The following is a 20,706-nucleotide window of genomic DNA, read 5'->3' as shown; positions in this document are numbered from 1 at the left end:
TCGGGGAAGCCCTTCCGATCACGCGATGTGGGTCAGCGGGGCGGGACCATGGCCGGTGAGGTCGGCCGACACGGGGGACGCGCCACCCCGTACCGAGGCGCTCCCTGCCGTCGTACGGCCGGCCTCTGTGCCTTCGGGGCCAGGGCGAGGAGGCCGTGGGCGTGAGGAAGACGCGGTCACCGCACCGGGCGGTGAAGACGACGGCGGCCTCATCCACTACCGCCCCCCAGGCCCCCGACGGTCCGCACGGTCCCCGCAGTGATTCCCGGGCGTGCGATCACAGCTTGAGCGTGAACCAGGTGGTCTTCCCCTCGTCCGTGGGGCGTACCCCCCAGCTGTCGGCCAGGGCGCGGACCAGGAGCAGTCCTCGGCCGGACTCCTCGTCCTCGGCGGCGAGACGGGGCTGGGGGAGGTGGGGACTGCGGTCGTTGACCTCGACCGTGAGGTCCGTCGCGGTACAGCACACCTGCAGCCCGATGGGACCCTCGGCGTGCTGGACGGCGTTCGTCAGGGTCTCGGAGAGCAGCAGCAACGCGTGCTCCCCCGAACCGGCACAGTCCCAGGAGGCGAGAACCTTGGAGAGGAACTCGCGGCCCTCGGGCACCGAGGGCATGCACCGGACCGGATCGGGCGGTGCTTCGAGGCGCCGTCGCCGCTACCGGGCGATCAGGTCCGCGTTTCCCGAGTGGTCTCCTCCGCGCCGCCCAGGTCCAGGCGGAACGGCGGGTACGCGTCCGTCATCAGCGCGGCGTAGGCCGAGACCCGCAGGACCCACCTGTTGAGGCCGATGATCAGGTCGAACAGGTCCTTCGGATACTTCTCGGTGAAGGCCAGGATCACGGCCGCGACGACCGTCAGCAGGCCGATCAGGCCGCCTGACCACCAGCCGACGTGGGCGCCGCCGAGGAAGAACCCGACGACCAGGTACTGCGGGATCGCCAGCAGCCACCATTTCACCAGCACCAGGCCGCGCGAGAGTCGCTCCGGGTAGGCGATGTCCAGCCGGGCCGGGTAGTCCGGTTCCTCGCCCAGGCTGAAAGGCGGGTACCGATCGGTGCCGAGGGCGTCGTACGCGTAGTAGGCGACCCGCCAACTCCAGCGCATCACTCCCACATTGAAGTCGAACAACGCGCGGGGGTAACGCTCGGTGAACAGGATGGCGAAGAACGCGATCACCGTCACCACGCCGAAGGCGATCCACAGGAAGAACAGCACGATGTAGTGCGGGATGGCGAGGATCCATTTCACGAGCCACAGCCATCGGGACAGTGGCGCGTCGATGCGCGCGTTCACCTGGACCGGTCGGACCGGAGGGTCCGAGAATGCCACCTGGTGCGTCATGGCGATCAGCTCCTTCGCCCGGCGGATATCCGCCGGTGTGGGCTCATGACCAGCGTGGCCGCTTCCGCCGGACGCCGCGAGGGCAGGACGAATCCTGCCCTCGCGCCTGCCCGCCCCGGTCGCTGTCGGCGACCGCTCCCGCGGCGAGCCCACCTCCGACTCAGTACGCCTCCCGCCTGCCGCCGGTGATCCGGCCGCGGGCCTCGCCGAAGCCGAGGCGGGTTCCGTCGGCGCCCGGCGCCGTGGCGGCCAGGACGATCTCGTCCCCGTCCTCCAAAAACGTGCGCTGCCGACCGTTGACCGTGATTGGTTCTTTGCCGCCCCAGGTCAGCTCGATGAAGGCACCGCGCTGATCCTTCCGCGGACCGGAGACGGTTCCGGACGCGAACAGGTCGCCGGTGCGCGAGGGCGCCCCGTTGACGGTCTGGTGGGCCAGCATCTGGGCGGGGGACCAGTACATCGCGGCGTACGGCGGCCGGGAGACGACCTGACCGTTCCACGACACCGTGAGGTCGATGTCGAGGCCCCACGGCCGCTCCATCCGCAGATACGGCAGCACGGCCGGCTCCTGGGCCGGGACCGGGACCCGGGCGGCGTCCAGGGCGAGCAGCGGCACCACCCACGGCGAGATCGTGGAGGCGAACGACTTGCCCAGGTTCGGGCCGAGCGGGACGTACTCCCAGGCCTGGATGTCACGCGCGGACCAGTCGTTGAAGAGCACCACCCCGAAGATGTGGCGCTCCGCGTCCTCGGCGGCGATGCGATCGCCCATGGCGCTGCCGGTGCCGAGGACGAAGCCGAGCTCGGCCTCGATGTCGAGACGGGTCGAGGGTCCGAAGACCGGCGCCGGGTCCTGAGGGCCCTTGCGCTGCCCGGAGGGCCGGACGATGTCGGTGCCCGAGACGACGACCGAGGCCGCGCGGCCGTGGTAGCCGACCGGAAGGTGCTTCCAGTTCGGCATCAGCGGGTCGGGGTTGTCGGGCCGGAAGAGCCGGCCCAGGTTCGAGGCGTGGTGCTCGGAGGCGTAGAAGTCGACGTAGTCGGCGACCTCGAACGGCAGGTGCAGTGTCACCGCGCCCAGGTCGTGGACCGCCTCGGCGGGAACCTCGCCCCGGAGCCGCTCGGTGATCGCGGCCCGGACCGCGACCCAGCGGGTGTGGCCCTGGGCCATGAAGGCGTTCAGGCTCGTGCGGGCGAAGACGTCGTCGCCCAGCAGGACGGCCAGGTCCACGACGTGGTCGCCGTAGCGGGTCGCCACGCGCGGCTCCCGCCCGGGCACCGAGTAGACGCCGTAGGGCAGGTTGGTCAGGCCGAACAGTGACTCGGCCGGGACGGTCAACGGGGTGGTGCTGGTCATGCGGACACCTCGGTCAGGTCGGCGATCGTCGTGGCGGGCAGGAGTCCCAGTCCGGCCGACTCGGCGGCGGGTTCGGCCACGGAGCAGGTGCCGAAGGAGCGGAACAGGTCACGGACCCGGGGTGACAGGGCGCGCACCCGCGCGGCGATCCGGTCGCCGTCACGGTCGGCCAGCAGCCGGACCAACTCCTCCTCCTCGGCACCTTGGACAGCCGCGTCGGTGGCCACGAGCAGGTTGAGGAACCCGTGCTGCTCGAATCCGGTCACCGGGTCGGTGGTGCGCAGGGCGTGGTGCAGTCCGGCCGTCGCCTTGAACGCCACCCCGGCCCGCACCGCGGCCAGGACGGCCGCGGCGAGTTCACGCTCGTCGGGGTAGAGGTCGGCGCGCACGCCTCCGGTCCGGAACTTGGCCAGGTAAGGGGTCCCGGCGAGCGCGGCGAGCAACGGCTCGCGCCGGGCGTCGCGCGGCACCTCGACATAGACCGTGAGGTCGGTGTCGTCGTCGATCGCCTCGGCCAGCGCGGGCACGACCGTGGCGGCGCCGACGCCGTCCGCTACGGCCACCTCCAGGCCGACCAGCCGCACGGCCGGGATCCGGCGCGCCGCGGTGAGGGCGTCGGAGACATCCGGGAGCGCGACGGTCACCGAGAGGCCGAAGGAGTGCTCGGGGAGGGCGGCGGTCAGCTCGGCGAGCCGGGCGATGTCCTGGGCGGCCAGGACGAACGCGCCGACCAGCTCCGCGTGGGCGCTGCGGGTGTGCCGTACATGGGCGGGGACGGCCCGTTCCAGGGGCAGGCCGCCGGGCGGGAAGACCGCCGCGTCGTCGAACAGGCCGGCGAGCACCGGGGGGACCGGGACCCCGGGTGTCCGTGGGGCGTTCATCGGTTCCGCTCCCAGGAGTAGGCGTACGTCCCGTCGTCCGTCGCGCGAGCGGCCTCGCCGAGCTGGAGGGGACGGAAGGTGTCGACCATGACCGCGAGCTCGTCGAAGAACTCCGCCCCGATGGACCGCTCCATGGCGCCCGGCTGGGGACCGTGGGGATGGCCGCCCGGGTGCAGGGAGATGGAGCCCGGGCCGATGCCGGAGCCTTTGCGCGCCTCGTAGTCCCCGCCGCAGTAGAACATCACCTCGTCGGAGTCGACGTTGGAGTGGTAGTACGGCACCGGGACGGACAGCGGGTGGTAATCCACCTTGCGCGGCACGAAGTTGCAGATCACGAAGTTGTGGCCCTCGAAGACCTGGTGTGCCGGCGGCGGCTGGTGGACCCGGCCCGTGACCGGCTCGAAGTCACGGATGTTGAACACGTACGGGTAGAGACAGCCGTCCCAGCCGACGACGTCGAACGGGTGGTACGGCAGGGTGTGGACCGTCCCTACGATGCTGCCCGGCCCGCGGTGCTTGATGTACACCTCGACGTTCTCGCCGTCGACGAGCCTCGGCCCGTCCGGGAGTCGGAAGTCGCGCTCGCAGAACGGCGCATGCTCCAGGAGCTGGCCGCGCTGGGACAGGTAGCGGCGCGCGGGCCCGATGTGCGAGTTCGCCTCGGTCACGTAGATCCGAACGACCCCGTCGGGCACGATCCGGTGCGTGGTCGCCCTCGGGACGATCACATAGTCTCCGTCGCCGACCTCCAGATCCCCGAAGACCGTCTCCACACGCGCTCGCCCGTCCTCGACGTACAGACACTCGTCGCCGATCGCGTTGCGGTAGTACGGGCTGGCCGCGTCGGCCACGACATACGCCAGGCGTACGTCCTCGTTGCCCAGCAGCAGCCTGCGGCCGGTCACCGCGTCGATGCCGGACGCGCCCTGCCTGAACAGCTTGTGCGTGGCGAGGTGACGCGGCAGCAGGGGATGGTTCGGCACCAGGGTCTGGTCCCCCACGTCCCACACCCGGTACTCCCGCACCGCCGAGGGAATGTGCCGGTGGTAGAGCAGCGAGGAGTCCGAGGAGAAGCCCTCCTCGCCCATCAGCTCTTCGTAGTAGAGGTTCCCGTCGGGGTCCCGGTGCTGGGTGTGACGCTTCGGCGGAACCGCGCCCGCCCGGTGGTAGTACGGCATGTCTCTCTCCTCGGGTTCGCGGAGTGGCGGTGCCGCGCATTGTGTGCGCTCAGCGCACATTTTTGTGCATTGGGGGGAACGATGTGAACGTAGGGTCTTGGCGGCGACTCAGTCAAGGCCGGTCTTACGGGACGGGGCCGCCCATCGGTGTGACGTGGCCTAGCGTGGCGCCCGAAGAAGATCTGTCGACTTCCGCGCGTGCGTGTGCCGCCGCGGGATTCAGGAGGTGCTGATGGCCACCCTGCAAGGACTGGATCGCGGGCTTCGGGCTCTGGATCTGATCTCCCTGGCGGCCGACGGCCTGACGGTGGCGGACCTGGCGGCGCGACTGGAGATCGATCGAGCCGTCGCGTACCGGATCGTGCAGACACTGGAGGAGCACGCGCTGGTCTCCCGGCAGGGCAAGCGGGTACGGCTCGGCGCGGGCGCCGCCACCCTCGCGGGGCGCTTCCAGCATCAGCTGGTACCGGCGGCCCAGCCGGTTCTGCAGGAACTCGCCGACGCCACCGGCGCCTCGGCCTTTCTGACGCTGGCGCACGGGGCGGGGGAGTGCGTTCCGGTGGCGGGAGCCCAGCCGACCGTCCAGCAGGGCCCGGTCCAGGTGGGCTACCGCATCGGTGTACGGCATCCACTGGAAAGAGGGGCGAACGGCGTCGCCATCCTCGCGCTGCAGCAGCCCCTGCCGGACGAGCCCGAGGAGATCGTGCGGGCCCGGGAGCTGGGCTACAGCATCACCTCGGGACAACTCCAGCAGGGTGCCACCGGGATCGCGGTGGGATTCGAGGTCCCGGGCGCGGTGGGTGCCTCGGTCGGCGTGGTGGCCATGCACGAGTTCGACATCGAGTCCGTCGCCGCTCGGGTGCGGGCGGCGGCCTCGCGGCTGGCGTCGCTGAGCACCGCCTGACCGCGTCGGGGGTCAGAGCGGGGCGTGACAGGCGGGAGGCCGCCCGCCCGGTGACACCCCCGCGATCATGGCGATCACCCTCTCGCGACCTAGGAGCTGTCCGGGCGATCATGTGCGGGGCTCGTGGCACCGGGGCCAGACATTTGCTCCTCTCCGGCTGTCGTGGAATTGCCAGGGCTCGAGAGCCAGTCCGGGCCGGTTCAGTCGGTGTCCGGTCGCTGCTCCGCCGCGGTGTCGTAGGCGGCGCGGGCCTCGGCGATGGTGGACCGGTGGCGCTCGGCCCAGCCCACCAGTCCGGTCAGTGAGGTGTGGAGTTCTCGGGCCATGGGTGTGAGGTTGTACTCGACCTTGGGCGGCACGGTCGGATAGACGGTGCGGATGAGCAGCCCATCCCGCTCCAGTCGGCGCAGGTTGAGGGTGAGCATGCGCCGGCTGATGCCGTTGATGGCGCGTTCGAGTTCGGTGAAGCGGACCGGGCCGTGGGCGGCGGCAATCAGGATCCCGATGCTCCACTTGCCCGCCACACGGTCGAGCACCTCGGTGACCGGGCAGGCTTCGTCCCTCACCGCTTCCGCAACACGGGTGTGACTGCGTGACATAAATGTGCCTCCTTCCGCTGGGCAGCAAGGTTACCGATGATGACTGCTGTTACAAGTCGTGAACCAAGGGGGAAGACATGTCTGTTCGTGCTCTCGTCGTCGATCCGTCCGCACCCGCCGCCGTCCGCCTCGCCGAGGTTTTCGACCCCGTGCCCGGACCGGGCCAGGTCCTGGTGGACGTCTCCCACGTCTCCTTGAACTACGGCGACCTCAACGACGCTCGCTCCGGGCGGGTACCCGTGGGTGCGGTGCTCGGTTCGGACGCCGCCGGAGTGGTGGTTCGGGCCGCCGCCGACGGGACCGGCCCGGCGGTGGGCACCCGGGTGGTGGCCCTGACCGCGGGGGCGTTCGCCGAGCGCGTCGCGATCGATGTGGGTGCGCTTGCCGAGGTGCCCAAGGGCTTGGACCTGGCGAAGGCGGTCGCCCTTCCGGTCGCCGGAGTGGCCGCACTGCGCTCGCTGCGGGCCGCCGGGCTCGGGCCGGACAAGAGGGTGTTGGTCACCGGCGCCTCCGGCGGCGTCGGCCGGTTCGCCGTCCAGTTGGCGGCGAGGGCGGGTGCCCACGTGATCGCGTCCGTGGGCTCGACGGCCCGCGGGGAGGGGCTGGTCGGCTTCGGCGCCGACGAGGTGCTGGTCGGCCTGGAGGGACTCGAGCGAGCCGTCGACGTGGTCATCGACAGCGTCGGCGGTCCCCAGCTGGTGGCGGCATGGAGCCTGCTCGCTCCTGGGGGCAGCGTGCAGAGCGTCGGCTGGACTTCCGGGGAGCCTGCGGTCTTCCCCCCGTATGCGACCGTGGGCCCGACCAGGTCGCTGACGTCCTTCGTCATCGAGGGCGATGCCGGCCCGGACCTGACCGTTCTCACCGAGCTGACCGCTGAGGGGGCCATCACTGTCGAGATCGGCTGGCAGGGATCCTGGGACCGCATTGCCGAGGCCGCCGAGGCTCTCCGCGGGCGCCGTGTCTCCGGAAAAGCAGTCCTGCAGGTCACGCAGTGAGCGGAATGCGCCGGCACTGCCTCCGCAGCTGGGACGTCGAGGGCGATCATGTGCGGAGCCATATAACCAGGGCTGCTGCGGTGGCTGTGCCAAGGAAGACGTAGCACGTTTGTCGTAGCGGGTGGCCACCGCCCGGGACTGCTTTAGCTTGTTGATCGCCCGCTCGACGGTGTTGCGCTTCTTGTACCGCTCTTCGTCGAAGCCGGGGGGGCCGTCCACCACGTGAACCCTTGCGCAGGCGGACGGCCTGGCTGTCGGACTTCTCGGGAATGGTGTGGCGGATGCCCCGGCGACGCAGGTAGGTGCGGCATGGACTGTTGCTGTAGGCCTTGTCCGCCGCAAGGCTGTCGGGCTTCTTGTGGGGCCTGCCCGGCCCGGTCCGAGGGACGCGGATCTTCTCCAGCACGGCCGTGAACTGGGTGCAATCCGCCCGCTGACCGCCGGTGACGACCAGGGACAGTGGGCGGCAGCGGCCGTCGGCGCTCAGGTGGATCTTGCTGGTGAACCCGCCGCGCGATCGGCCCAGGCCCTTACCTCCTGCACCACCTCCGCCAGGCGGGCGAGCAGGCTCTGCCAGGGCGTCCCGACCTGATGTTCGACTTCGCCGACTCCCTTTGACGCCGCCAAAGCCGGCGGCGGAACGGTGCGGGCGCCGGCCGCGTGCTGATGGGCCCGCACGACAGTGGAGTCCACCGCGATGTCCCAGTCGATCTCCCCCGCGGCGTCGACCGCGGCCTGGACCTCCTGCAGCAGCCGTTCCCAGGTACCGTCGGCCGACCACGGCCGGTGGCGTTCGTACACCGTCCTCCACGGCCCATACCCCTCGGGCAGGTCACGCCACTGCACCCCAGTCCGCACGCGGTGAAGGATGCCGTCGATCACTTGCCGGTGATCCCGCCACCGACCACAACGACCGTTACTGACCGGCAGAAACGGCTCAAGCCGCTCCCATTCCATCGGTCAAATCGTCCCGACCCATGCCCCAATCAACGAGGCGAGCACAGATTAGTCACATGATCGGCCGGACAAGTCCTAGGCAGATTGTATAGAGGGATCCCCAGGGAGGGAGGCAAACTGAGCAGCTTGAACAGCTCGGAGAGCCACTCTTGTGCAGAGCATGAGGTCCGGTGTCTTCTACCGCCACGCGCTGGAAACACGCACACCGAAAGGGATGACGCATGAGCATCGAGCAGACCCTCACGAGCCAGGAGCGGCTGGCGGAGCTCGACCTTGAGCAGCTCAAGCAGCTGGTCGGACTCGTGGAGTACGACGCCGAGGGCGACCCCTTCCCGGTGACGGGGTGGGACGCGGTGGTCTGGTCGGTGGGCAACGCGACGCAGGCGGCGCTGTACTTCCAGACGGTCTTCGGGATGGAGCTGGTCGCCTACTCCGGTCCGGAGACCGGCAACCGTGACCACCACGCGTTCGTGCTCCGCTCCGGAGCGATCCGGTTCGTGCTCAAGGGCGGCGTCAGCCCGGACAGCCCGCTGCTCGACCACCACCGCCGGCACGGCGACGGCGTGATCGACATCGCCCTCGAAGTACCCGACGTCGACAGGTGTGTCGCGCACGCCCGCAAGCAGGGCGCGACCGTGCTGGAGGAACCGCGCGACACCACCGACGAGCACGGCACCGTCCGCACGGCGGCCATCGCGACCTACGGCGAGACCCGCCACACCCTGGTGGACCGCTCCCGTTACACCGGCCCCTATCTGCCCGGGTACGTGGCCCGTAGCTCCGGATACGTGAAGCCCGAGGGTGAGCCCAAGCGCATCTTCCAGGCCCTCGACCATGTCGTGGGCAACGTGGAACTCGGGAACATGGACGAGTGGGTCGACTTCTACAACCGTGTCATGGGCTTCACCAACATGGCCGAGTTCATCGGCGACGACATCGCCACCGAGTACTCGGCGCTCATGAGCAAGGTCGTCGCCAGCGGCAACCACCGGGTGAAGTTCCCGCTCAACGAGCCGGCGATCGCGAAGAAGCGTTCGCAGATCGACGAGTACCTCGACTTCTACCGTGGCCCCGGCGCACAGCACCTCGCCCTCGCCACCAACGACATCATCAGGACCGTCGACGTGCTGCGGTCCAAGGGCATCGAGTTCCTCGCCACGCCGGCCAGCTACTACACCGACCCGGAACTGCGCGCCCGGATCGGCAACGTGCGTGTGCCCATCGAGGAACTGGCCTCCCGCGGCATCCTCGTCGACCGCGACGAGGACGGCTACCTGCTGCAGATCTTCACCAAGCCGATCGGCGACCGGCCCACGGTGTTCTTCGAGTTCATCGAGCGCCACGGCTCTCTCGGCTTCGGCAAGGGCAACTTCCAGGCCCTGTTCGAGGCGATCGAGCGCGAGCAGGAGAGGCGCGGCAACTTCTAGGGCACCATACGGAGCGTCAGCATGTGGAGGGGCGAGGACTGCGCAACCGGACAGCACACCGCGCGCTAGCCGCGCGGTGTGAGCGACCTGCCCCTGCGATGGCTGCCGCTTGGATGGCTGCCGCTCCGAAGCCTGTCCGCCGGCGCCTGCCGCTCCGGTGCAGGGCGTGTCCCGAATGCTGCTGGCGGAGCTGGAGTCGTGTGGGCACAGTCGGCCGTCGCGCGACCGGCCCCCGGAACCCCGGGAGTCGTCTCCTCACCGTCGGGCACCAACGCTCTGCCGGGCGATGGTCGGCTGGACGAATGGTTCCGGCAATGATTCGGGAAAGATCATTGACGGTGCTCCGTGGCCGGGATGGGATCAGGCGGCTGAGGAGGAAATCATGCGCCCCATCGCTTCACGGAGAACAGCCCTCGTTGTCGCGGCCGGTGTCATGGGCGCGGTGTCCCCTGTCGCCCCCGCCCTGGCCGCCCAGCCGGAGGCCGACGCCGCCCAGGCCGCCTACGTCTGCCGCAACGGCGCGGTGACGGCCTCCGACCTCGCCGGTTCCGCGGTCCCCACCGCACGGCGCGCGGGGGTGGCCCTGCACGCGCGGATCCGGGTGCACAACGCCGAGACGGTGAAGCTGGCCAAGGCGTCGTACGTCTTCGCCATCGGCAACCTGCTGAAGACCCGTGGCCCGGCGCCCCTCGTGCAGTGGCGCGTCGGAACGGGACACTGGCACAAGGCGAGCCTGCACTGGAACAGCAAGACCAACGGTTCGCTGCCGCTGTGGAACTCCACGACCCTGTCGCTCGGCACGATCCCGGCACGGGGCAGCGTCGTCACCGAACTGTCGGTCACCTTCCCCAAGAAGTCCGTCAAAGCCGTGGACCACGACTTCCTCGAATTCCACAGCGGCGGCTGCGGCACCGAACGCCTGGGCTGGTACGAGGGCAACGGCTTCGAGTACTGGCCGTGGACGGGCACCCCGGGCAAGCCTGTGTAGGGCGTGCCAGGAGGACTGCCACCGTGTGGACCGATCCTCAGGAGCCTCGCCGGCACACCGCCCGGTCAAGGGGGCAGCACCAGGCAGGTGTTGTGACCGTCGAACCCGAAGGCGTTCGCGAGGGCGGCGGTGTACGGGCCACCGCGAGGACGCCCGGTCACGATGTCCAGGCCGATCCGTGGATCCTGGTCGTCGAGATTGATCGTCGGCGGTACCGTCCGTTCGCGCAGGGAGAGGACCGCCGCCAGGGCGCCGAGGGCCCCGGCCGCTCCGAAGAGAGGGCCGGGCATGCACTTGGTCGCGGCGACGGTCGGATGCGCTCCGACGGCTTCGGTGATCGCGTCGGCCTAGGTGAGATCTCCTCTCGGCGTGGCGGTGGAGTGCGCCATCACGAGGTCGATGTCCCCGGAGGTGAGCTGGGCGTCGGCGTGAGCGAGTCGCATGGCGCGCGTTTGGCCCTCGACATGTCCTGCGGTGAGGTGGTGGGCGAGCCAGCCCTCCCCGGACGGTGTGCGGCCCAGACCGCTGACCCGGAATCCGGCCGGCAGACTCACTCCAGGCAGAGAGGTCACCCGCTGGGCGACGAGGCGTTCCACCAACGGGCGTGTGGCAGAGACCAGTTCGAAGGCGGGTGTACCGAACGGGGCCCAGCCCCGTTCGCCGAGCCAGGCGACATCGCCCGTGTCCAAGGGGACGCCACCGGCCGCGACCACCTGCTCACGCAACCCGGGCAGCAACTCCTCGATGGCACACAGCCCGCGGTACAGCAGCACATGCGGCTGCCTGCCCTGCAGGTGCCGCCGTCCGACGCGGACCCGGCGCTACAGCTGCGCCGCCGCACACCCGCTGTCTTCCGCGGGCCGGCTCGAACTGGCCCGCCGTGGACATCTGGACGCTGCCCTACACCGCCTCCCTCGCCCGGTCGCTGAGGGGTGCTGCTGGTCCGGGGCAACAGGGAGAAAGTCCACACGGCCTTCGCCTGGTCGGAACTGGACACCTGCATACGACACTTGGCCGAGCCGCCGCAGGCGGGCCACGAACTGCTGTACCTCAAGGAGTTCCACCTGCTGAAGCAGTTCCCCGCGCTGCGGGGGGACTTGGGAGACCTGGACTTTCTACCTCGTGGCTCCGTCACCTCGCGCAGTGCCTGGATCGGGCCCGCCCGCACCCGTACCGGTCTGCACTACGACCTGCCGGACAACTGTGCCGTCCAGATCACCGGGACGAAGCGATTTCTCCTCGCGCGCCCGGGGACCGTCGAACGCGCCGGTGCGCAGTCCACCAAGTAAGACTCCTGGGCACGTCTGTCGCGTGCGGGCATCGCGGAACTGGCCGCGGGCGGGGGAGGGGCGGCCGCGGCCGACGACTTCTTCGCGGTGGAGCTGGAGCCGGGGGACGCGCCGTATGTGCCGGCGCGCTGGTGGCACGAGGCCGTGAACCTGAGCGCGGGCATCCTCCTGAGCGGCTTCTTCGGCTCCAGGGCTCATGTCGCCCGGCTGTGGACCCGGGTCGGTGTGCGCGACACCCTGCATCGTGCCGGGCTGCGCGACACGGCGGACTGCACATGTCATCCGGCCGCCCGGTCACCGCTGGTACGGCCGCCGGTTCCCGCGACTCAGTACTCGCCCGCCGCGAGGCACCCCGTGTCAGCCGGTACTCGCCAATCGTCTCGTGCCACCGATCTGTGGAGGTGACGGAGAGACGGATTGCTGCTTCGCGAGTCATGCCATGGTCGTTTGTAGCCGAAACTGCTGGATAGTTGATCATTTGGTGTCTGATCTTCATGCTTTCCCTGTCATGAACGCCCCGCACTGCGATCTCGGGGCCCACCGAGGCAGGAGCGAGTTCAGTCATGGTGCGTTTTCGTCCGTCTCAGACGCGACTGTCTCGCCATACGTCCGCGCACACACTCCCCGATGGGGTGGTGCCGACGAGCCCCGGCGTGTCGCGCCGGAGCGGACCGTGGTGGACGCCGGGTCGTCCGAGGTCGGTGGGCAGGTGCTGCACTCGGTCCCGGGCCCCGGTGACGAGGTCACCTTCGGCTGGCGTTCCTTCGAGGCGTACCCGATCCTCACCGAGGTCCCGTCCCGGAAGAGGTGCTGACCATCGTCGACGAGGCCTGCCGGGAGTACGCCGATCCGGCACGGATACCCGACGCGGCGCTCGAACTGCTGGGAAACCGCCTGCAGGTGGTGGCACTGCGTACCTTCTCCAAGGCCTATGGTCCGGCGCGGCTGCGCGTCGGCTACTTCGTGGCGCCGCCGGAGATCGCGACTCACGTCCGCATGGCGGGGCTCGTATTCGACGTACCTGACTCCCTGACCGACTTCGTCTGACTGCCCCTCGGGGCCGGCAGCGGGCACCGCGCGGTGCACTGCCTCGACGGAGTACAGGGCCGTGGCAGGCCCGCAAGCGGAATCTGCCGGTTTCCGTCGGACTGGGAAGATTCGGTGAGGATGGCGGCGGATCGGGCGGAGAAGGAGGAAGGGGCGTTGATGCCGGAGTGGGACGAGACGGCGACACGGCTGATCGGCAGGGGCGAGGAACTCGCGCGACTCGATGCGGTGATCGGCGGCCTCGGTGGCGATGGTGTGCCCTCCGTGATCGACATCGCCGCGGACGCCGGCATGGGCAAGAGCCGCCTGCTGAGCGAACTCTGCGCTCGGGCACGGCGGCGAGGGCTGACCGTGCTGTGCGGAAGGGCCACCGAGTACGAGCGGCACACACCGTTCCAGCCGTTCGTGGACGCCTTCGCCGATGCCGATCCCGCCCTTCTCGTCTCCGGTGCCGTGCCGGACGCGGCGGCACCGGCACTGTACGGGGTACGTGATGCGGCATCACGTATGCGCGGGGGTGACCGCTTCGGCCTCTACCGTGCCGTCGCGGACGTACTGACCGGGCTCGCGGAACACGGCGGTCTGCTCGTGGCGCTGGACGATCTGCACTGGGCGGACCCGGCGTCCCTGGAGCTGCTGGACCGGCTGATCCGGCATCCGGTGCGCGGACGGGTGGCCCTCGTGGTCGCCCGCAGGCAGCGGCAGACGCCGCACCCCCTCGCCGCCGCCCTGACCCGCGGCGTCGACAGCGGGGCCGTGGAGCGCGTCGTGCTGGGCCCGCTGCCCGAGCAGGAGTCGATCGAGGCGCTCGCTCCCGACCTGGCACCGCACGACGCGCGGCGCATCTACGCGGCGGGCGAGGGCAACCCGCTCTACGTCCTGTGCCTGCTGCACGCCCATCGGCACGGCGCGTCCCGACCCGCCGGCACCGCCCCGGCCCACGGCATCACCGTCGCCGGGGTGCCCGCCGGACTGGCATCGCTGCTCCTGGACGAGCTGACCACGCTGACGGAGGCGCAACGCCGGACCGTCGAAGCGGTGGCGGTCCTCGGGCACCAGGCCACACCCGCCATGCTTCGGCTGATCACAGGGCACCGTACGGGCGAGCAACTCGACGAGGACATCAACGCGCTGACGCGGCGTGATCTGCTGCGTCTGGAGTCCGACAGTCGCTGGAGCCTGCGTCACCCCCTGCTGCGCGCACTGGTCTACGAGAGCGCATCCGCGTCGGACCGTGCCGAGATCCATCGCAGCGCGGCGGCGGAACTGGCCGCGATCGGTGCTCCTGCCACTGAACGGGCGCACCATGTCGAGCGTTCGCTGACGGGGTGGGATCCGCTGTCCGCGGCCGTACTGACCGAGGCGGCCGCCCAGTTCGCCTCCACGGCACCTGCCACGGCCGCCCATCTGCTGGAGGTCGTCCTGCGGCTCATGCCGGACACCCCCGCCTCTGCCCGCCGGCGCGGCGAAACCACCCTGGCCCGCGCCCGGGCACTCGCGGCCGGCGGCAGCCTCCGCGAGAGCCGGGACCTGCTCCACGCCCTGATCAGCGGCTGCGGACCCGACGAGGCGGCGCTGCGCGGCGACGCGACCGCGCTGTGCGCCATGATGGAACGCCACCTCGGACATTCTCCCGAGGCGACCGCTCTGCTCCGGCGGGAACTCACCCGCGGCCCCGAGCCCCGCCAGGCAGTCTCCCTCGGACTCGCCCTCGGCATGGCCGCCCTGAACACCGTCTCCTACCCCACTGTCCGCGACGACCTCGACCGGACCCTCGCCGTGGCCCGCTCCCACAACGACCTCGTGGGAGAGCTGGGTGCGCTGGCCCTGGCCTCGCTGGGCGAGGCCTACGAAGGACAGACGGCCGCGGCCGATCGGCTCGCCGACACCGCAGCCGCTCTCGCGGACGCACTGACCGACCCCGACCTCACCGAACTGTCCGAGGCGCTGGTCTGGCTGGCCTGGGCAGAGGCCCTCCTGGAACGCTATGCCGACGCCGAACGCCACGCCGACCGCGGACTGGACATCGCCCGTCGAAGCGGTCAGGTCTACGTCCTGCCGCACCTGCTGAGCGCCCGGGCCTTCGTGCACCTCACCACCTGCCGACTGCCCTCCGCGCTGACCGCGGCCGAGGAAGCGGAAGCCGTCGCCCGAGCCATCGGCAGCAGCGATCTGCTCGCCTTCACGCTGAGCTTCAAGGCGCTGGTCCTCCTGGTGCACCGCCCCCTCGGCGACACCCTGGCCCTGACGACCGCCGAGGAGGCCGTCGCCACCGCCGGCACCAGCCGCCACTGGTGGGCCTCGCTGGCCGGATGCGTGCTCGGCCACACGGCCCTGGTGAGCGGCGACCCGCACCGGGCCCGGGACGCCATCCTGCGGGCCGGCGGCCCCGAACTCCTCGGCCTTCAGCCCTCCATACGCCCCGGCCAGCTGGACACCCTCGTCGCCACCGCCCTCGCCCTCGGCGACACCGAACAGGCCGAGGGCTGGGCCGCACGAGCCGCCGAGGAAGCCGACCTCATCGGGCTGAACGGCCAGCGCGGGGCCGCGCTGCGCGCCCGGGCCGCGCTCGCCCAGCACCAGCGCAACCCCCGCACGGCCGCCCGCCTCTTCGAGCGCGCCGCCCGGGCCTACGCCCCGTCCGGCGCCACGCTGTGGGAGGCCTACTCCCTGCTGCTGGCCTCCACCCAGGCCCAGGCCGCGGGCCACGCTCCACGCGCCACCGCGCTGTGGGAACGGGCCCGCCGCCAGGCAGACACCGGCGGCGCCCGCCTGTTGACCGACCTGCCAGCACTCACACGCCCACGGGACGAGGCGCCCCCCGCCCCGCCCGCCCCCACCGGCCTCGACCAACTCACCGCACGGGAGCGGCAGGTGGCCGAACTCGTAGCCGAAGGACTCAGCAACCAGGCCATCGCGACCAAGCTGTATCTCAGCCGCCGAACGGTCGAGACCCACCTCTCGGCCATCTACCGCAAGACATCCCTGCGCTCCCGCTCCGCCCTGGCCGGCCTGATGACCCGCGCCGCCCTCGGCCGACGCGGATGAGGCAGCAGGCGCGCTGCCTCCCACGGCGATCCCGGCTGATGCGCGACCCGCCCACCCGCCACGCCGGCTTCCTACGTAGGTGCACGGATACGGCGCGGGCCCCCGACATGTCAGGCTGGTGTGCGTTCCCCACGTCGCGGTGCACGCCCGTGGGGCGCAGACACGGACACGGGGGAGTGGGGACGTGAGGCTGGTGACCGCAGAAGACTGCAGGACTGCTGTCGGCCGGGGGACGAACGGCCGGTTCCGGGACATCCTCTGGCCGGCGTGCTTCCCGGACGCGCCTCGGGCCCGTCCGCACGCGCACGCGCTGGCCACACTGCTGGTCGTCACCTCGGTGTGCGCGGCGTTCAAGGGGTTCTACTGGGCCGACGACCCCCAGGTCAGCCAGTACCGCGTGGGCCTGGGGGGCGTGACGCAGGCGATGGCGGTGCCGTTCCGGCTGACGGCGGTGCCGCTCCTGCTGATGTGCGCGGCGCTGGCGGGCGCCCTGCGGTCCTGGCCCAGGGTGCCGTACCGGGTGCTGGCCGCCCTGGCCTGGACGGCGTCGGCACTCGGGATCTTCCTGGTGGTTCTGGACACCGCGCTGACGAACGACAGCGACTACTGCACGGGGAATGCGCCCCTGGATCCGATCTCGGGGAACGTGGTGGCACTGTGCCTTCTGATCGCGCCGGCCGCCGGATCGTCGGCCGCGTGGATCGCGTGGGTGATCTCGCGTCGCCGGGCGAGGCCCGCAGTGCTGTACGCGGTGTGGCTCGCCACGGTCGCCGTCACCGTCGTGCTCACCTTGGCCGTGCCGCTCCACGCGTCCCAGACCTGCGGTCCGTCCGGGATCGGCTGAGGACCGCCGCCCACCTCGGAGACTGCTTGTCAGACGATGTCCAGCTCCTGGTGCGGGCCGGCCGGCAGGCCGATGTCCACCGGGTCCCCGGGGTGCACCACGCCGCCCGTCACCACGATGCCCATGATCCCGGACCGGAACCGGGGCCGGCCGTGCTCGTCCCGTCCCACGACCTGTTTCATCAGACCCTTCCGGAACCCGTCGATCTGCGCGCACGGATTGCGCAGCCCGGTCACCTCGACGACGGCGGTCTCCCCGAGCCGCAGCCGCGTCCCCCGGGGCAGCGCGAGCAGGTCGATCCCCCGCGTGGTGACGTTCTCCCCGAGTTCCCCCGCCGCCACCTCGAACCCGGCCCGCCGCACCTCCTCGAACAGTTCCTCGTGCAGGAGATGCACCTGCCGGAGATTGGGCTGGGCAGGGTCCTTCCTCATCCGGAAACGGTGTTTCACCGTCGCCCCGCCGTGAACGTCCCCCTCCACCCCGAACCCGGCGAGCAAGGTGATGCTCTCCCGGTTCGGCTTGCTGAACGAATACGTTCCGTTGCTGCTGACCGCAGCGATCGTCCCACCCATGGGGCAAGCTTACGAGCGCGGTGCCGGTCAGGCGTTCGCGGCCCACGTGCGCAGCGCCGTCCTGCTCGGGAAGTCGGCGACGTTCTTGTCGAGCGGGTCGTCGGTGTACTGGTGGAAGCGCCACTTGGCCTGGACGCGGGGCCTGCCCGCCGAGACGTAGTCGGCGATCCAGAGGCCGTCACCGGCGTACGACGTCGTGTCGAGCGTCAGCCAGTAGTGCCGGTTCGCGTACAGCACGACCCGGTTGTTCGGGCGCAGCCGCTTGACCTTGCGGATGAACTGGTCCTTCTCCGCGTTCGACGCGTGCGTGCCCTCACCGGTGGTCTCCCAGTCCACGGCGAGGATGTCTCCCTCCTTCTCGGGGGCGTGTCTGACGAAGTACTCGGCCTGGGCGGTGAGGTTCCCGGGCCACAGGAAGTGGTAGAAGCCGACGACCAGACCGGCGTCACGGGCGTGCTTGGTCTGGGCCGCGAGTTTGGGGTTGACGTAGGAGCGGCCCTCCGTCGCCTTGATGAAGACGAAGGAGTATCCGTCCGTGTCGTAGGACGAGGACTGGTAGGCGCTGACATCGATGCCACGGAGCATGTGGGGGCTCCCTGAAGTGCGAGTGGGGAATCGGAGTTGATGATGCCCCATATGCCCGGACGGGAACCTCTGCGCCTCCTGGTCACCGCGTCGGGTCCCGCCGCCCACCGCCCCGCGGGGAGCGCCGCGCATGCACAGCCGGGCGTCGACGGCGGCTGCGGGGTCGTCCTGGCCTTCGAAGGCGCCCGTTCATGCCGACGGCGCCCCCCGGCCATCGACCACGCGCCGGCCATCGACCGCCCGCGCAGCCGGAACCCGGCCGCACGGGCGGTCGATCGCCGGTGTGGTGCAACGCCGTGGTGACAGTTGCTTCGAGGTGATCAGGGGTGGGGCGTGCGCCGACTGCGGCTTCCTGCCATCGCAGACGCCGCGGCGTCATCCACCGCCCAGCGCGCGAGCCCCCAGCCGAGGAGGGCCAGGAATCCTGCGATGGGGCCCAGTACCGGCGCGAACGTGGTGTTGACGATCCCGGCGGCGCTCATGCCGCCGATCTGCCACGCCGCCGCGGGCACGGCGAGAGCACCCAACCAGTGCCACCGGTTGGTGCGCGCCACGACGAAGGGCAGCAGCACGAAGGCGGCGGTCTGGAAGAGATATCCGATCTGGAAGTAGGCGACACCCAAAGCCTCCCACCCCCGCGGATCACTGGCCTCGGCGCGGAACGACAGGTACTCGGCACGGTAGTCGAGGAACATGCGGCCTTCCCCGAAGCGTTCCGGGAACCAGTTCAGGAGATAGAGCCCGTAGAGAGTGAGGACCGAGGCCGCCCCGGTCAGCACGTATGCCACGGTCAGCTTCCAGCCACTGGGGGCAGGCCTGTTGGAGATCGTCACGCGTTGGTTCCCTTCAACGCCCGAGGAGGGCATGGCTCGTTGTCGTTCAGTCGCAAGCTCCCCGCGCCGTCCCGTCGGCCGGACGCGTCAGCGTGGAGCGGACTTGCTCTCGGCGGTGGTGCCGCCGACCGGGGCGGGGGTGATGTCGATGGAGCCGGACCGGAGCGTCTGGCGCACGAGGAGCAGCGTGGCCGTGATGCTGGTGGCGGCAGGGAGGAGCGGCCAGTACCGGGGTTGGTCGGTGCCGAGCAGACCGGGGACGAGGGCCGGCACAGGGATGGCGACCGCTCCGGCGATGAAGCAGAGCACCATGTCGAAGGCGACGTTGATCGGGTCGGCCACGCTCATGCCTCTCCGACGCGCCCTCCAGCCGCGCGCCGTCACCGCGAGGACGTTCACATAGCCCGTGAACAGGGGGGAGAGAGCCAGGAGGATGTCGCCTCCGAGGCCGCTGTGCCACCCTCGCCACACGTAGTACCCCTCGACTTCGATGACCTGCCCGTGCCACAGGCCGGCCCGGGCGTGTTCGCCCACGTCCTTGCCGGCCGCGCCCTTCAGCGTTCGCAGCTCACCGTTCACCCGTAGTTCGACCGTGACGTCGTACCAGACGTGCACGTCCGACGTACGGTCCTGACCCGCCCCACCCAGCGACCGCATACGCTCCACGGTTCGCTTCTCGACGACGGCGTCCGCTCGTACCAGTGCCCCCGAGGCGCGGGCGCGGGCGATCTCTCCGTACGTTCGCCAGGCGTCCAGCGTGATCACCGCCGCCATGGCAGGCGGAACACCACCACCACGACGACGCCGACCCGTTTCGGTCGGTCCCCACGCGCGTCCGACATGACCACCCCCTGCGCACCCGGTAGCTCCTCCGCCACGGAGATCATGACCCCGCCGACGGCTCATGGCACGGTGCCGACCCCAAGTTCCGTAGGGATCTACGTGTTTTCACCGAGCCACCCGAGCCGACGTGGAGGTGGGCGGCCCCACGCTCGCTGTCGTGCTGCCGATGGTCTCGTGCACGGTCCTCGCCCGTGCACGCTCAACGCCCGTGCACGCTCCACCCGCACCACCTTCACCACCCGTCCTGGTGGCTGGATCGCGACGCTCTGCCGCCGTCGGTGTCTCCTGGCTGTCAACCCACAGACAGCCCTTACTCGTCCTCAGTGACCCGCGAGGCGCCTGGGACCGACGGGACGTCTGCGCCGAACACGACGGGCACGAAGTTCGACGTGTCCGTCACCGACTCCTCCGACCGACGGGTGACGCTGGGCTCGGTCCAGGTGGACGGGCTCCCGGGCTCCGAGAACACCGCCTCCTACTGGGCTCAGGAACTGCGCGTCCCGCTGTCGGCCGCGACCCGGGCCGGGCTCGATCTCAGGCATGCCAAGTTCCTTGAGGTGACGCCCCGTTCGCCGTCCGGGCGGGCCTGGCTGATGGACGCCTGGGGTTGGGCGCCCGGCACCTCGGCGGTGGAGGCGGCCGCACTGCCGCGGGTCGACGTGGGCCGCACGACCGTCAAGGAAGGCGACGCGGGCACCCGTACCTACTGGATCCCGGTCGAGACCTCCGGCCACGGCAGCGGGCAGGTCCGTGTGTACGTCATCGACCCGGACAGCGGTTCGGCCGAGATACGCCTCGTGACCATGCGGTTCGGCAGCGGCACGATCGACGTGCCGGTCGAGGTGAAGGGCGACACGGTCTACGGCGACGACGTGGAGCACGACTTCGTCGTCCCGACCGTCCACGACCACCTGGCCGAGCCGACCGAGTCGATGCGCCTCGCACTGACCGACCGTAACGCCAAGCCGCTGCCCGGCACACCGGTGCTGACGGGGACGGTGCTCGACAAGCCGTAAGG

The 20,706-nt window shown here is 70.5% G+C and carries 19 protein-coding genes and 3 pseudogenes; 10 read left to right on the top strand and 12 right to left on the bottom strand.

Features of this window, described 5'->3' with window-relative positions:
• Positions 1-277: 277 nt before the first annotated feature.
• The 5 genes from H4687_RS02760 to H4687_RS02740 all read right to left on the bottom strand — a co-directional run bounded on the left by H4687_RS02760 (position 278) and on the right by H4687_RS02740 (position 4,757).
• Entirely contained in the window at positions 278-613 is a 336-nt protein-coding gene (locus H4687_RS02760; protein ID WP_046914360.1) for an ATP-binding protein, read from the bottom strand.
• 53 nt (positions 614-666) lie between these two features.
• Complete coding sequence (locus tag H4687_RS02755) at positions 667-1,341, bottom strand: DUF4389 domain-containing protein (protein WP_046914359.1); 675 nt, start codon at positions 1,339-1,341, stop codon at positions 667-669.
• A 160-nt stretch (positions 1,342-1,501) separates the two neighbouring features.
• Positions 1,502-2,698 carry a fumarylacetoacetase gene (gene fahA / locus H4687_RS02750; RefSeq protein ID WP_046914358.1) on the bottom strand — a complete coding sequence of 399 codons (1,197 nt, stop codon included), beginning with the start codon at positions 2,696-2,698 and terminating at the stop codon, positions 1,502-1,504.
• Positions 2,695-3,579: a hypothetical protein gene (locus tag H4687_RS02745; RefSeq protein ID WP_046914357.1), complete on the bottom strand. Its 885-nt coding sequence runs from the start codon at positions 3,577-3,579 to the stop codon at positions 2,695-2,697. The genes fahA and H4687_RS02745 overlap by 4 nt, the downstream gene beginning before the upstream one ends.
• Complete coding sequence (locus H4687_RS02740) at positions 3,576-4,757, bottom strand: homogentisate 1,2-dioxygenase (RefSeq protein ID WP_046914356.1); 1,182 nt, start codon at positions 4,755-4,757, stop codon at positions 3,576-3,578. The genes H4687_RS02745 and H4687_RS02740 overlap by 4 nt, the downstream gene beginning before the upstream one ends.
• Positions 4,758-4,989: 232 nt before the next feature.
• Here H4687_RS02740 and H4687_RS02735 point away from each other — a divergent pair, with 232 nt between their 5' ends.
• The gene (locus H4687_RS02735; RefSeq protein ID WP_046914355.1) at positions 4,990-5,661 is read left to right on the top strand and encodes an IclR family transcriptional regulator; all 672 of its coding nucleotides are present in this window, start codon (positions 4,990-4,992) and stop codon (positions 5,659-5,661) included.
• Between the two features lie 200 nt (positions 5,662-5,861).
• On the opposite strand, the gene H4687_RS02730 is transcribed toward H4687_RS02735, so the two are convergent.
• A complete protein-coding gene (locus tag H4687_RS02730) occupies positions 5,862-6,260 on the bottom strand; it encodes a winged helix-turn-helix transcriptional regulator (protein WP_046914354.1) in 399 nt (132 codons plus the stop codon).
• A gap of 77 nt (positions 6,261-6,337) precedes the next feature.
• Between H4687_RS02730 and H4687_RS02725 the strand changes: the two genes are divergently transcribed.
• The gene (locus H4687_RS02725) at positions 6,338-7,255 is read left to right on the top strand and encodes a zinc-binding dehydrogenase (RefSeq protein ID WP_078907399.1); all 918 of its coding nucleotides are present in this window, start codon (positions 6,338-6,340) and stop codon (positions 7,253-7,255) included.
• Between the two features lie 46 nt (positions 7,256-7,301).
• Here the strand turns inward: H4687_RS02725 and H4687_RS46120 are convergent.
• Positions 7,302-8,234 (bottom strand): annotated as a pseudogene (locus tag H4687_RS46120) (IS5 family transposase).
• Between the two features lie 199 nt (positions 8,235-8,433).
• Between H4687_RS46120 and hppD the strand changes: the two are divergent.
• Both hppD and H4687_RS02710 read left to right on the top strand, forming a co-directional pair.
• Positions 8,434-9,639 carry a 4-hydroxyphenylpyruvate dioxygenase gene (gene hppD / locus H4687_RS02715; RefSeq protein ID WP_046914352.1) on the top strand — a complete coding sequence of 402 codons (1,206 nt, stop codon included), beginning with the start codon at positions 8,434-8,436 and terminating at the stop codon, positions 9,637-9,639.
• Positions 9,640-10,021: 382 nt separating this feature from the next.
• A complete protein-coding gene (locus H4687_RS02710) occupies positions 10,022-10,627 on the top strand; it encodes a hypothetical protein (RefSeq protein ID WP_159026117.1) in 606 nt (201 codons plus the stop codon).
• Between the two features lie 65 nt (positions 10,628-10,692).
• On the opposite strand, the pseudogene H4687_RS46115 reads toward H4687_RS02710, so the two are convergent.
• A pseudogene (locus tag H4687_RS46115) lies at positions 10,693-11,223 on the bottom strand (hypothetical protein).
• Between the two features lie 336 nt (positions 11,224-11,559).
• Between H4687_RS46115 and H4687_RS02695 the strand changes: the two are divergent.
• The 5 genes from H4687_RS02695 (at position 11,560) to H4687_RS46100 (ending at position 16,855) form a co-directional block, all read left to right on the top strand.
• Positions 11,560-11,916, top strand: a complete 357-nt coding sequence (locus H4687_RS02695; protein ID WP_046914350.1) for a cupin-like domain-containing protein — start codon at positions 11,560-11,562, stop codon at positions 11,914-11,916.
• 673 nt (positions 11,917-12,589) lie between these two features.
• The gene (locus H4687_RS46110) at positions 12,590-12,730 is read left to right on the top strand and encodes a hypothetical protein (protein WP_225966572.1); all 141 of its coding nucleotides are present in this window, start codon (positions 12,590-12,592) and stop codon (positions 12,728-12,730) included.
• Positions 12,724-12,963 carry an aminotransferase class I/II-fold pyridoxal phosphate-dependent enzyme gene (locus H4687_RS46105; RefSeq protein WP_046914349.1) on the top strand — a complete coding sequence of 80 codons (240 nt, stop codon included), beginning with the start codon at positions 12,724-12,726 and terminating at the stop codon, positions 12,961-12,963. The genes H4687_RS46110 and H4687_RS46105 overlap by 7 nt, the downstream gene beginning before the upstream one ends.
• Positions 12,964-13,122: 159 nt before the next feature.
• Positions 13,123-16,011 carry a helix-turn-helix transcriptional regulator gene (locus H4687_RS02685; protein WP_225966571.1) on the top strand — a complete coding sequence of 963 codons (2,889 nt, stop codon included), beginning with the start codon at positions 13,123-13,125 and terminating at the stop codon, positions 16,009-16,011.
• A gap of 193 nt (positions 16,012-16,204) precedes the next feature.
• Positions 16,205-16,855 (top strand): hypothetical protein, encoded by a 651-nt coding sequence (locus H4687_RS46100; protein WP_225966570.1) that lies wholly within the window; start codon positions 16,205-16,207, stop codon positions 16,853-16,855.
• A 29-nt stretch (positions 16,856-16,884) separates the two neighbouring features.
• Here H4687_RS46100 and H4687_RS02675 read toward each other — a convergent pair whose 3' ends face one another.
• The 4 genes from H4687_RS02675 to H4687_RS02660 all read right to left on the bottom strand — a co-directional run bounded on the left by H4687_RS02675 (position 16,885) and on the right by H4687_RS02660 (position 19,619).
• A complete protein-coding gene (locus tag H4687_RS02675) occupies positions 16,885-17,427 on the bottom strand; it encodes an MOSC domain-containing protein (protein ID WP_046917479.1) in 543 nt (180 codons plus the stop codon).
• Positions 17,428-17,454: 27 nt separating this feature from the next.
• Positions 17,455-18,012 carry a glycoside hydrolase family 25 protein gene (locus H4687_RS02670; RefSeq protein WP_046917478.1) on the bottom strand — a complete coding sequence of 186 codons (558 nt, stop codon included), beginning with the start codon at positions 18,010-18,012 and terminating at the stop codon, positions 17,455-17,457.
• A gap of 320 nt (positions 18,013-18,332) precedes the next feature.
• Positions 18,333-18,845 carry a hypothetical protein gene (locus H4687_RS02665; protein WP_046917477.1) on the bottom strand — a complete coding sequence of 171 codons (513 nt, stop codon included), beginning with the start codon at positions 18,843-18,845 and terminating at the stop codon, positions 18,333-18,335.
• Positions 18,846-18,932: 87 nt separating this feature from the next.
• Entirely contained in the window at positions 18,933-19,619 is a 687-nt protein-coding gene (locus tag H4687_RS02660; RefSeq protein ID WP_046917476.1) for a hypothetical protein, read from the bottom strand.
• Positions 19,620-20,050: 431 nt separating this feature from the next.
• On the opposite strand from H4687_RS02660, the pseudogene H4687_RS02655 reads away from it, so the two are divergent.
• A pseudogene (locus H4687_RS02655) lies at positions 20,051-20,704 on the top strand (hypothetical protein); the annotation flags it as partial.
• Positions 20,705-20,706: the final 2 nt, after the last annotated feature.

The sequence above is a fragment of the Streptomyces stelliscabiei genome (assembly GCF_014873495.1).
GTDB lineage: Bacteria > Actinomycetota > Actinomycetes > Streptomycetales > Streptomycetaceae > Streptomyces > Streptomyces bottropensis.
The sequence above is the reverse complement of the archived record's forward strand: the minus strand, read 5'-3'. Positions and strand labels throughout refer to the sequence as shown.